The sequence below is a fragment of the Halorubrum tibetense genome, assembly GCF_042661865.1.
Lineage (GTDB): Archaea > Halobacteriota > Halobacteria > Halobacteriales > Haloferacaceae > Halorubrum > Halorubrum tibetense.
On the sequence record NZ_JBHSWW010000066.1, the window covers coordinates 1 to 10,968 of the forward strand.

Genomic DNA, 10,968 nt, shown 5'->3' on the forward strand with positions numbered 1-10,968 from the left:
CACCGGGAGTTCGGCCGGCGACGACGGGTTCGACTCGCTGTTCGGGGAGGAGCCGAGCGGGGCCGGGCCGGACACCGCCGAGGGGGACGGCGGGTCGGATCGGGAGTCGACCGACGGCGACGCCGACGGGAACCGCGACCGCTGAGTCATGAGCGGAGGGTACCGGCGGATCGTCGAGACCGTCAACGGGGGTATCATCGGCCGCCCGCTGCTGGTCGTGACGGTGTTCCTCGTCTTGACGGGCGTGTTCGCCGGCGGCCTCGCGGCCGTGGAGGCCGACCCGGATATCGACGCGTTCACCGAAGGGATCCCGGAGCAGGAAGCGCTCGACCGCGTGAACGAGGAGTTCGAACCGCCGTTTGAGGACGAGGAGACGTCGGTCCAGCTCATCCAAGAGGGCGACGTGCTGTCGCGGTCCGGGATCATCGCGATGCTCGAGGTCGAGCACCGACTGGCGGAGCACTCGGAACTCGACGTCCGCGAGTCGGCGAGCGTCGCGGGTGCCGTCGCCGAGCAGCTCGACGGGGACGCGGAGACCACCGAGGCACGACTCCGAGCGGTCGAGGACGCGACGGAGACCGAGGTCCGGGCGGCCGCGAGAGCGCTGCTCGAGGAACAACCGGACCGCGCGCAGTCCCTCAGTGACGACCTCAACACGCAGGACCCCTCCGCGTCGGCGACGATCACGGTCGTCGACTTCGCGGAGGCCCCCGACACCGAGGCGGAGATCCAGCTGCTCACGCGGATAGAGACGGTTGCCGATGGGGTTCACGGCGATTTCACGGTGTTCACGGGCGCGCTCGTCGACATCGAGACCGAACAGGCGATGGTCGACTCGCTCGTGCTCGTCGTCCCCGCCGTCGCCGGGCTGATCCTGCTGTTCCTCGTCGTCGCCTATCGCGACCCGTTCGACTTGGGGCTCGGGCTGGTGGCGCTGGTGATGGCGGTGATCTGGACGTTCGGGTTCGCCGGACTCGCCGGCATCCCGTTCACGATGATGACCGTCGCGGTGCCACCGCTGCTGCTCGCAGTCGGGATCGACTTCGGTATCCACGCGGTCAACCGATACCGTGAGGAGCGGGTGCAGGGGTACGAGATCCGCGAGGCGATGGTGCGCGCCAACGACCAGCTCCTCGTCGCGTTCTTCATCGTCACCGGGACGACGGCGATCGGGTTCGGCGCGAACCTCACGAGCGAGCTGGGCCAGATCCAGGAGTTCGGGCTCGTCACGGCGATCGGGATCGTGTTCACACTCCTGATCTTCGGGGTGTTCGTACCCGCCGCGAAGGTGCTCATGGACGAGTTCCGCGCGGGCACGTCGATCCCGGAGTTCGGGACCACGCCGCTCGGCGACGAGGACTCCGCGCTCGGCCGGGTGCTACCCGTCGGCCTGTTCGTCGGTCGGAAGGCACCGATGGCGATGCTCGCGCTCATCCTCGTCGCGACTGCCGGCGCCGGGGTGGTCGCGACCGACGTCGAGACGGAGTTCGACGACGAGGACTTCCTCCCCTACGAGGAGCTCCCGCCGTACGTCGCCGTCACCGGGGTCGTCGACGCCGACGACTACCGCGCGACGGAGACGATCAACTTCCTCGGCGACAACTTCGAGACCGGCGAGGAGGACCAAGTGACCATCTACGTCGAGGGGCCGGCAGACGCCGACCACGCCTTGGAGTCCGCCTATCGTGCGGGAACCGATCCACCGGACACGTTCCTCCAAGAGGACGGGCAGGCGATCGCCGAAAGCGTGCTCGACCCGATGAACGCACTCGCCGCCCAGGACCCGGAGTTCGGCGCGCTGGTCGCCGCGAACGACATGAGTGGTAACGGAGTTCCGGACCGGAACGTCGACGTGGTGATGGACGAGCTGCTCGCCTCACCGGTCGGTGACTGGGCGGCGGAGTACGTCACGGAGGACCGCACCGCGATGCGGTTCGTCTACGACGTGGAGGCGGACGCGACGGAAGAGGCCGTCGTCGACGACGCGCGGTCGGTCGCCGACGACTTCCGTGAGGACGCGACCGCGACCGGCGACATCGTCGTCATCCGATCGGTGATGGACCTGTTGTTCGCCTCGGCGATCGTGAGCCTCGCGACCGCACTCGGGGTGACGGCGGCGTTCCTCGTCGCCGTCTACTGGGTGTTGGAGGGTCGTCCGTCGTTGGGGATCGTCAACGTCGTCCCCATCGTCGTCACCGTCGCGTTCCTCGCGGCGACGATGGTGGTGTTGGAGATCCCGTTCAACGTCCTGACGGCGACGATCCTCTCGATCACGATCGGGATCGGGATCGCGTACTCGGTCCACATCACCCACCGGTTTATCGACGAGTTCAATCGGGTCGAAGACGCCGAGACGGCCCTGTTGCGGACGCTACGGGGGACCGGCGGCGGCGTGACCGGGAGCATGGTCACGACGACGGGTGGGGTCGGCGCGCTCGTGTTGTCCGCTACCCCGCTTCTCGCCCAGTTCGGGCTTCTCACGTCGTTGAGCGTGGTGTACTCGTTCTTGGCGGCGGTGCTCGTGTTACCTCCGGCGTTGCTCGTGTGGGAGCGCTACTTCGGATGGACCCACGACGCTCCCGACGGCGACGACGGAGTCGTCGCGGATGCCGACCCCGACCTGGGGAGTTCCGACGAATCACACTCCAGCGAGGTGGTCGACGCGTGACCCGGGAGCAGATATCGGGCCGTGAACGCAGGTTTAACACCCCTACCGGATGATGTACGGACCAGTGGTGTACGACACGGGAGGAGGACCGAGACACGCGCGTCCGGATCGCCGAGCGCCCGGCTGGCACGAGAGGCCGTGGCTCGGGGGCGCTCGTCGCGCGACGGGTGAGTCGACATGAGCGACGACGCGACCGGATCCGGCGACAACGGGGACGCGGCAGGGGAGTCACGACCCGAGACGGCGGCCCGGACGGCGCTGGAGCGTCTCGGACTGTCGACGTACGAGGCGGGCGTGTTCGTCGCGTTAGAGAAGCTCGGGCGCGGAACTGCTCGCGAGATCGCTGAGGCGACTGACGTCCCGCGGTCACAGGTGTACGGCGCGGCCGAGAGCCTCCAAGAACGGGGGCTCCTCGACGTTCAGCAGGCGTCGCCGAAGCGGTTCAGACCCGTGCCCCTGGCGGAGGCGGAGGAGCTGCTCCGCCGCCAGCAGGACCGGCGTCGCGAGCGCGCGTTCGAGCGGTTGGAGGCGATCGAGCCGGAACGTCCCGACGACGACGAGCGAAAAGAAGAGGTGTGGACGGTCGAGGGGCGGGACGCGGTGACCGAACGGATCCGGTCGCTCGCGGCCGACGCGACGGAGTCGATCGTGTACGCCGTCGAGCGACGGAACCACGACGAGTCGACCGACGAGGCGCTGTTCGCCGCCGCCGAAGGTGGGGTCGACGCCCTCGTTGCCAGTGCGGACCCCGAGATGATCGCGTACTACGAGAACACCCCCGTCAGGACGTTTCCGGTCCCGGAGGACGCCCACGAAGCGGACCTCCCCGTCGTCCGGCTGCTCGCCGTCGACGGCGACACGGTCCTGTTGGCCGTGCAAAGCGAGGGGGCGACGGCGGGGGAGGTCGCCTTCTGGAGCCGTCGGACGGCGTTCGCGAGCGTCCTCAAGGTGTTGATCGACTCCTGGATCGACACCCCACCCCAGTGACCGGCCGTCGGCTCGGATCCGATCGTTCGTTTGCCCGGGCCCGTAACACGATTAAACAATACTACGCATATTAGGGTCACAGCCATACCTCTCGGCGTGTTACATCGAGACATGAGACCGAATTGCAAGAATAGTGGCGAAGAACTGTACGAATGTTTCGAATGTGGCGCTCGGGGCGAGACACCGGGCCGGTGCGAGTGTGGGGGCGAACTGCAACACTTGGGACGCTCCCGCGACCTCTGAGCCTCCGGCTTACTCCGTCTCCTCCCCGCGTGCTCCGTCCGCACCCGTCGGGTCCTCGTCCGGGAGGGAGAGCACGTTCTCGCGTCCGAGCCGGAACCCGTCGAGCGTCCCCTCGTCGCGTAGCCCGGTAACGACTTGGCTCGTTTTCGCGGCCGTCCAATCCAGCTCCTCGGCGACTTCGGCCTGTTTCATCCGTCCACCGCGTTCCTCGATGAGCCGCAACACCTGCTCCTCGTTGCTCAACAGCGCCGGATCGACCGCGTCATCGGCGTCGTCAGGGTCCCCGACCTCGTCGGCCTCACCGGATCCGTCGTGGTCGTCAACTCCTGTGTCGGTCGGTCCCCCGTCACTCACGTCCGATCCGGGAGTATCCGCGTCGTTGGTCGCGGTGACGGCGTCCCCGCCCGACGACGAACTCCGGCCAGTCGACGTGCTGCCATCGCCCTCGCCCGTCCCATCGGCGACGCCCCCCATGCGCCGGTAGTACGTCGCACCGCCGAGGACCAGAAGGAGGGCGGCGACGACAGCGACTACCGTGACCGCCGAGACCGACTCGTCGGTCCCCTGTTCGCCGTTCGGCTGGTCCCCGTCCTCGACATCGTCACCGGCCGGCCCGTCGTCCGTCACTCCGCCGTCGGCCCCAGCGGGTTCGATCGCGACGCGTGGTTCGTCGGCAGTGAAGTCCAGCGGGCCGTTCCAAACGACGGCTCCGTCCCTGGTTTCGCTGGGCGGAGGGCTGACATCGACGAGCGCGTGTGAGTCCGGCCAAGAGACGATAAACGACGTCTCGTCGTCGAGGAACAGCCCGTCGAGCGCGTCGCCGGCCGTGATCCGGTCGCCGTCGACGGCGGCGAACCCCGTCCAGCGGAACTCGTAAGTGACGACGCCGTACGACCGCGCGAGTTCCCGGCGGTCCGCCTGGACCGAGACGTCCGCGATCGCCATCTCACGCCCGGTCGCCTCCTCGGCCGTCTCGGCGGTACGCTCCATCCGTTCACGGAAGCGATCCGTGTACGGTTCGGGATCGGATTCGATGTCCTCACGGAGCTCCTCGAACGCAGCCTCCTCCTCCGAGTCCGCCAGGCGCGTTCGGTACTCGACCGTCCACATCGCGTCGCCGTCAGCGTCGACCTCGACGGCCATCAGGACGTCCTCCGCCTCGATCTCCATCTGCTCGAAGGGGTCGCCACCGGGCGCGCTTGCGGCACCGAGTGAGACCGCAGCGCCCGCGCTGAAAACGAGTAGGCAGACGCCGACGAGTACGATGGTCCGTCGCTTCACGAACGGGGAAACCGTCGCGGCCGCTAAATTCCTTCGGGTTCGTCGCATTGCGTTCCGCACTGGCGATCAGGAATCCGGATGCACCAGCACACTCGAACTACCGATGGCGACGGTCCCCACCGTTGGTGGGCCACCGCCGTCGCGCTCCGACCCCGCTTCGTCGTCGCGCTCACCGGACCCGTTCCCGCGCTCCGACTCACCGTCGCCGCCGCGCTCCGACTCGTTATCGTCGTCACGCTCCGACTCACGGTCCCCGTCGGCCGCTTCGTTCCCGCGCTCCGAGGAGTCAGTACCGTTCTCCGAGTGACCGTCCCCCGGTCCCGGTGCTCCGACACCCGCACCGGGGCCGTTGCCGCGGTCGGGTCCGAACGGCGCGCCCGTCCGGTTGCCGCCGATCTCACGAGCCCACTCCGCGACCTCCGGACCGCTCAGCTCGTCAGCCTGATCCTGAAGGGCACGAATACGGTCGGCGTCGACCCCTTGCTCGGCCAGGAGCTCCTCCGAGAGGCCGACGGCGGCGTCGGCGCTCCCGTCAGTCGTCCAGTTCACAGCCCGGACCTCCGCGACCGTCCGTGCGGTCCGTGCGGCGTACGCGCCGTCGCTCAACTCCCCGGCATCACGTCGGTCACGGAGCTCCGCCTGCTGGTCACCGATCCGGTCGAGCTGCCGCTCGTTTCGCTCGATCCGATCGGCGATCACGGCGGCGCGTTCCGCGTCGGTCTCGGCCGCCGCCAGACGAAGTCCGAAGGCGCGCGACGCTACCTCCCCGTCGATCTCGGCCGCTTGGACGCCGACCGCGCCGGCGAACTGCTCGCCGGGCCGGATGCTGGTCGATTCGTTTTCCGACTCTTCGGGATCCTCGTCGACATCGGAAACGATCGCTCGGTCCGACTCGTCGTGGTCCGCCGTCGTGGTCACGGAGTCGGCCACCGCGGTGACGGGAGCGACCCCTGCCACGGCGACAGCGGCGACACCGATGACCACGATCCCCACGAGCAACGACGTGCGTCGGTTCATCGGTCCCCTATAACACGTCCTCGGATAAATAGGGTCATCTCGTTCAGCCCGAATTAACCCGGATCAACCCGGCTAGACGGGAGTACCGAACGTTTGGAACCCGTACGCTACCGCGGCGGCAACGGTGACGGTGACGGCGGATAGCGCGAGCGTCACACAGAGCCGTGACAGCCGGCAGTCGACACGCCGAACCGTCTCCGCGACTTTACTGTCGGACGTATCGACACCCGTACAACCCCTCATACCCGACGATTCGGGAGTTCCGTGATAGGTCTTGTGGGGCCACACGGTTCGGTTCCGCCCGCTCAGTACGACTTCGCGAAGTACGCGGTCCGCTCGGCGTCGTCGCCACAGATCGCACAGGTGGCCCCGTCGTTGCCCGCGTCGTCGTCCGGGTCATCGCCCGCGTCGTCGACGAGCGGGTCGTCCTCCCCGAAGGGGACCATGACGATCTCGGCGGCCATGGGCTCCTTGATCGGCTCCTCACAGGCCTCGTCGCCACACCACGGGGCCTCCACGTAGCCGCCGTGCTGGCCGAGCGTCCCGAGGATCTCCGCGCGGTCGTCGGCCGTACGGACCTCGCCGTCGAGCGTCTCCTCGGCGGCCGCGTACAGCTTCGCGTACACCTCGTCGAGGTGGTCACGGACCGTTTCCGCGACGCCGTCGCGATCTATCACGTGCTCCTCGCCGTCCGGCCGGTGGTTCAGCGTGAGTTCGTCGTCATCGACTTCGTAGGGCCCGATCTCGACGCGGACAGGGACGCCGTTGAGCTCGTGTTCGTTGAATTTGAACCCGGGGTTGCGCTCGTCGCGGTCGTCGAGCTCGACCCGGATCCCAGCGTCTTCGAGGTCGTCGGCGACCCCCTCGGCGTACGCCAACACGTCGTCTTTCGTGTCTTCCTGCCAGATCGGGACGACGACGACTTGGGTCGGTGCCACGCTCGGCGGCAACACGAGGCCCTGTTCGTCCGAGTGAGTCATAATGAGGGCACCGAGCGCGCGCCAGGAGAGCCCCCACGACGTCGTGTGTGCGAGCCGCTCGTTCTCGTCGGCGTCGGCGAAGGTGATGTCGAACGCCTCCGCGAACGACTGTCCGAGGTAATGTGACGTGCCGGCTTGGACCGACTTCCCGTCGGGCATCAGCGCCTCGACGGTCGTGGTCGTGTCGGCACCCGGGAACTTGTCGTGGTCCGGCTTCTGTCCTTTCAACACCGGGATAGCGAGTAAGTCCTCGTACACCGACTCGTACTGGTCGAGTCGGGTCATCGTCTCGTTCCACGCGTCCTCGGCGGTGGCGTGGGCCGTGTGGCCCTCCTGCCAGAGGAACTCCTTGGTCCGGAAGAACGGCTTCGTCTCCGTCGCCTCCCACCGGACGACCGAACACCACTGGTTCACGCGCAACGGGAGGTCGCGGTGGCTCCGTACCCACTGACTTATATATGGGGTGATGATCGACTCCGAGGTGGGTCGAACGGCGAGCCGCTCCTCGAGCTCCTTCGTTCCGGCTTCCGTCACCCACGCGACCTCGGGGTCGAACCCCTCAACGATGTCCTTCTCACGTTCGAGGTAGGATTCGGGGATAAAAAGCGGGAAGTAGGCGTTCTGGACGCCGGTGTCCTTGAACTTCGCGTCGAGGAACCCCTGCAGTCTCTCCCAGATAGCGTACGCCCGCGGGCGCGTCACGATGAACCCACTCATTCCCTCGGGGCCGTAGTCGGCCAACCCCGCTTTCCGTACGACTTCGGCGTACCACTCGCCGGTGTTGTGTGACTTGGACTCGGTGATCCCGAGCTCCTGGTCGTCGTCGCTCATTAGCTCTCACAGCGTGGGTCGGCGGCTTAAAAGGTCCGAAGGGTCGTTAGCTCAGAGGAGGCTTGGCCATCAGATATCCCGTTTTACACCCGTTAATACTGGTTAATTCGGGCATATCCGGCACAAACGTCGATCCGGTCTTTGTGTGTGGAGACACACCACCCGAATATGCGTGAGTCCCGGGAGTTCGTGTTTATCGTGGTGGTCACTGTGGTCGTGGCCGCGCTCGCGGCGACCGCGATCGGCGGGATTCCCAGCGTCGACACGACCGAGGTCCCGGACGTCGAGGGGTCCGGCGACGACGCGGATAGCGAGACGGACCCGAACGACGACGCCGACTGCGAGAGTGATGCGGATGCGGACGATTCCGACTGCGACGCCGAGAGCGACACGACTGATGGCGGGGACCGTTGAGACGGCGGGAACGAGAGCTCGTGAACGATGGTGTTGATCGACGATACGCCTGGGACAGACCGGAAACGGACCGCGACAGACCCGTTTTGGCGATGCACTCGGTGGACGGCGGTGTACGCAGTAGATAGTGGCGTACTCGATAGACAGTGGTGTACCCAGTAGACAGTCGTGTACTCGGTGGTACGGGAGCTGTACGCGGTGAGGATCGGAGAAAGCTTAAACCGAGTGTGTGACCCAGGGCCGGTATGGACCTGTCGCGGCTCGGTCGGTTCACGCCGACATCGCTCGTCGCCCGGCGTGAGGCGGCGGTGTTGACTCCGGTCGTCGAACGCGACGGGGAGGCACACCTGCTGTTCACGAAGCGAGCCGCACACCTCGGCGAGCACCCCGGCCAGATGAGCTTCCCGGGCGGTGGTCGGGAACCGATGGACGCCACACTGCGGGAAACGGCGCTCCGGGAGGCGAACGAGGAGATCGGCCTCCGCCCCCGAGAGGTCGATATCGTCGCCCGTATCGATGACACGACGACGACGAGCGACTACGCCGTGCGCCCCTTCGTCGGGATCGCTCCGGATCGCGAGTACGCCCCGGACGAGTCGGAGGTCGCCGAAGTAGCGGTGCTCCCGGTCAGCGGACTCACCGATCCCGCGAACTACGAGTCGGAACGACGCGTCCATCCCGACTACGGCGACCACCGGATCCACTTCTTCCGCGTCGACGGGTACACCGTCTGGGGCGCGACCGGACGAATGGTCGTCCAGCTGCTCGAACGCACCACCGATTGGCGAGCGCCGGCGGAGCCCGACAGGGTCGTCGACCCCGACGCCGACCTCCCTGTCTGACGGGGGACACCGGACCCGATCGACGGAACCGGTCTCTCGGCGACGAACGGTTGGATTGAAGTCCGCCGGCAGGGAATCGAGTGGTATGCAACCGGGAGATCGCGTCCGCGTCGACCGCGGGGACGTCACGAACGAGGGGGTCCTGTTGCCCTCGACGACCCCCGATCACCTCGTCGTCAAGCTCGATGGCGGGTACAACGTCGGTATCGACCGTGACGCCGCCGAGATCGAGGTACTTGAGTCCGGCGTTCGCGACGTCGGCGGGGAGGAGAGCGGGGACGCGGCGGACGGCCCCGGCGCGTCCAGCGAGGTCACCTTCGACGACGAGCTGCCCACGATCGCGCTCATCTCCACCGGGGGAACGATCGCCTCGACCGTCGACTACCGGACCGGCGCGGTCACGGCCCGCTTCGACGCGGAGGACGTGTTGCGCGCGGTTCCCGATCTGGCGGGCCGGGCGAACTACCGCGGGCGGGTCGTCGCCAACATCCTCTCGGAGAACATGGAGCCGTCGATCTGGCGGGAGCTCGCCGAGGCGGTCCACGAGGAGATAGCCGCGGGTGCGGACGGCGTAGTCGTGATGCACGGGACGGACACGATGCAGTACTCCGCGTCGGCGCTCTCGTTCGCGCTCGATGCGTCAGTGCCGGTGGTGTTCACCGGAAGCCAACGCTCCGCGGACCGTCCCTCCTCCGACAACGTGATGAACGCGGTGTGTGCCGTCGAGGCCGCGAAGGCGGACCACGCCGAGACGCTCGTCTGTATGCACGCGAACCAGTCCGACGACGCCTGCGCGCTCCACCGCGGCACCCGCGTCCGCAAGAACCACACCTCTCGCCGGGACGCCTTCGAGACCGTCGGCGCGAAACCCCTCGGCGTCATCGAGTACGAGACTGCCGCCGACGCGGGTGCGGACGGGGACACGGCGGACGCGGCGATCGACTGGAACCGCGAGCCAGCCCCCCGCGGGAACGAGGAGCCCACGCTCACCCCCGAGATGGCTGACGATGTCGAGCTGGTCAAGTTCACGCCGGGAATGGACCCCGCGGCGTGGGGGTATCTCGACGGGATGTCGGGCGTCGTGATCGAGGGGACGGGGCTCGGACACGTCCACACCGACCTGATCCCGCGGATCGAGTCGCTCGTCTCCGACGGGACGACGGTCGTCATGACCAGTCAGTGTCTCGAGGGACGGGTGTGTGACCGCGTGTACGACACGGGTCGCGACCTGCTCGACGCCGGAGTGATAGAGGGTGGCGACACCCTCCCGGGAACGGCGAAAGTGAAGCTGATGTGGGCGCTCGCGAACACGGACGACCCCGCGGCGGCGGTGCGACACGAGCTCGCGGGGGAGCTGACCGCCGAGTCACAGCCCTGGAGGTGACGGATGAGCGAGATCGCCGTCAGGCAGGCCCGTCCCGTCGACGCCGACGCAGTCGCCGTGTTCACCGCCGACACGTGGGGTGACCGCCACGACGACTACCTCCCGCGCGTGTTCGCGGAGTGGGTGAACTCCGACGACGACGCACAGCGGACGTTCGTGGCGACGATCGCCGCGGCCGACGCGACAGCCGCCTTGGGACCCGATGCGGCCGAGGGAGGTTCGGAGAACGAGGACGCGGAAGTCGACGACGCGAGAATCGGGGACGCGGAGGTCGACGACGCGACCGTCGTGTCCGGCGACGGGACCGGCGCGGCCGCGGCC

10 protein-coding genes and 1 pseudogene are annotated in these 10,968 nt (G+C 67.7%); 7 read left to right on the forward strand and 4 right to left on the reverse strand.

Features of this window, described 5'->3' with window-relative positions; all coding sequences use genetic code 11:
* Window positions 1–148: 148 nt before the first annotated feature.
* The 3 genes from ACFQEU_RS06575 to ACFQEU_RS06585 all read left to right on the forward strand — a co-directional run bounded on the left by ACFQEU_RS06575 (window position 149) and on the right by ACFQEU_RS06585 (window position 3,898).
* On the forward strand, window positions 149–2,668 hold the full coding sequence (locus ACFQEU_RS06575; RefSeq protein WP_379780475.1) for an efflux RND transporter permease subunit: 2,520 nt from the start codon (window positions 149–151) through the stop codon (window positions 2,666–2,668).
* A gap of 177 nt (window positions 2,669–2,845) precedes the next feature.
* Complete coding sequence (locus ACFQEU_RS06580; protein WP_379780477.1) at window positions 2,846–3,655, forward strand: TrmB family transcriptional regulator; 810 nt, start codon at window positions 2,846–2,848, stop codon at window positions 3,653–3,655.
* Window positions 3,656–3,766: 111 nt separating this feature from the next.
* Window positions 3,767–3,898: a rubrerythrin-like domain-containing protein gene (locus tag ACFQEU_RS06585; RefSeq protein WP_379780479.1), complete on the forward strand. Its 132-nt coding sequence runs from the start codon at window positions 3,767–3,769 to the stop codon at window positions 3,896–3,898.
* Between the two features lie 9 nt (window positions 3,899–3,907).
* Here ACFQEU_RS06585 and ACFQEU_RS06590 read toward each other — a convergent pair whose 3' ends face one another.
* The 4 genes from ACFQEU_RS06590 to proS all read right to left on the reverse strand — a co-directional run bounded on the left by ACFQEU_RS06590 (window position 3,908) and on the right by proS (window position 8,007).
* A complete protein-coding gene (locus ACFQEU_RS06590) occupies window positions 3,908–5,179 on the reverse strand; it encodes a helix-turn-helix transcriptional regulator (protein WP_379780481.1) in 1,272 nt (423 codons plus the stop codon).
* A 66-nt stretch (window positions 5,180–5,245) separates the two neighbouring features.
* Window positions 5,246–6,196, reverse strand: coding sequence for a hypothetical protein (locus ACFQEU_RS06595; protein ID WP_379780483.1), 951 nt, complete (start codon window positions 6,194–6,196; stop codon window positions 5,246–5,248).
* Window positions 6,197–6,268: 72 nt separating this feature from the next.
* A complete protein-coding gene (locus ACFQEU_RS06600; protein WP_379780485.1) occupies window positions 6,269–6,439 on the reverse strand; it encodes a hypothetical protein in 171 nt (56 codons plus the stop codon).
* A gap of 62 nt (window positions 6,440–6,501) precedes the next feature.
* Entirely contained in the window at window positions 6,502–8,007 is a 1,506-nt protein-coding gene (proS, locus tag ACFQEU_RS06605; RefSeq protein WP_379780487.1) for a proline--tRNA ligase, read from the reverse strand.
* Between the two features lie 168 nt (window positions 8,008–8,175).
* On the opposite strand from proS, the gene ACFQEU_RS06610 reads away from it, so the two are divergent.
* From ACFQEU_RS06610 to ACFQEU_RS06625, 4 genes and pseudogenes are all read left to right on the forward strand, one after another.
* Window positions 8,176–8,421 (forward strand): hypothetical protein, encoded by a 246-nt coding sequence (locus tag ACFQEU_RS06610; protein WP_379780489.1) that lies wholly within the window; start codon window positions 8,176–8,178, stop codon window positions 8,419–8,421.
* Between the two features lie 245 nt (window positions 8,422–8,666).
* Complete coding sequence (locus tag ACFQEU_RS06615) at window positions 8,667–9,263, forward strand: NUDIX hydrolase (protein ID WP_379780491.1); 597 nt, start codon at window positions 8,667–8,669, stop codon at window positions 9,261–9,263.
* 85 nt (window positions 9,264–9,348) lie between these two features.
* Window positions 9,349–10,647 (forward strand): Glu-tRNA(Gln) amidotransferase subunit GatD, encoded by a 1,299-nt coding sequence (gene gatD, locus ACFQEU_RS06620; RefSeq protein ID WP_379780493.1) that lies wholly within the window; start codon window positions 9,349–9,351, stop codon window positions 10,645–10,647.
* 3 nt (window positions 10,648–10,650) lie between these two features.
* Window positions 10,651–10,968: pseudogene (locus ACFQEU_RS06625) on the forward strand (hypothetical protein); the annotation flags it as partial.

Bases quoted from the DNA above. Each gene is read 5' to 3' on its own strand.
- proS (WP_379780487.1), bottom strand. From the start codon at position 8,007: ATGAGCGACGACGACCAGGAGCTCGGGATCACCGAGTCCAAGTCACAC.
- ACFQEU_RS06610 (WP_379780489.1), top strand. From the start codon at position 8,176: ATGCGTGAGTCCCGGGAGTTCGTGTTTATCGTGGTGGTCACTGTGGTC.
- ACFQEU_RS06615 (WP_379780491.1), top strand. From the start codon at position 8,667: ATGGACCTGTCGCGGCTCGGTCGGTTCACGCCGACATCGCTCGTCGCC.
- ACFQEU_RS06600 (WP_379780485.1), bottom strand. From the start codon at position 6,439: ATGAGGGGTTGTACGGGTGTCGATACGTCCGACAGTAAAGTCGCGGAG.
- gatD (WP_379780493.1), top strand. From the start codon at position 9,349: ATGCAACCGGGAGATCGCGTCCGCGTCGACCGCGGGGACGTCACGAAC.
- ACFQEU_RS06585 (WP_379780479.1), top strand. From the start codon at position 3,767: ATGAGACCGAATTGCAAGAATAGTGGCGAAGAACTGTACGAATGTTTC.
- ACFQEU_RS06595 (WP_379780483.1), bottom strand. From the start codon at position 6,196: ATGAACCGACGCACGTCGTTGCTCGTGGGGATCGTGGTCATCGGTGTC.
- ACFQEU_RS06575 (WP_379780475.1), top strand. From the start codon at position 149: ATGAGCGGAGGGTACCGGCGGATCGTCGAGACCGTCAACGGGGGTATC.
- ACFQEU_RS06580 (WP_379780477.1), top strand. From the start codon at position 2,846: ATGAGCGACGACGCGACCGGATCCGGCGACAACGGGGACGCGGCAGGG.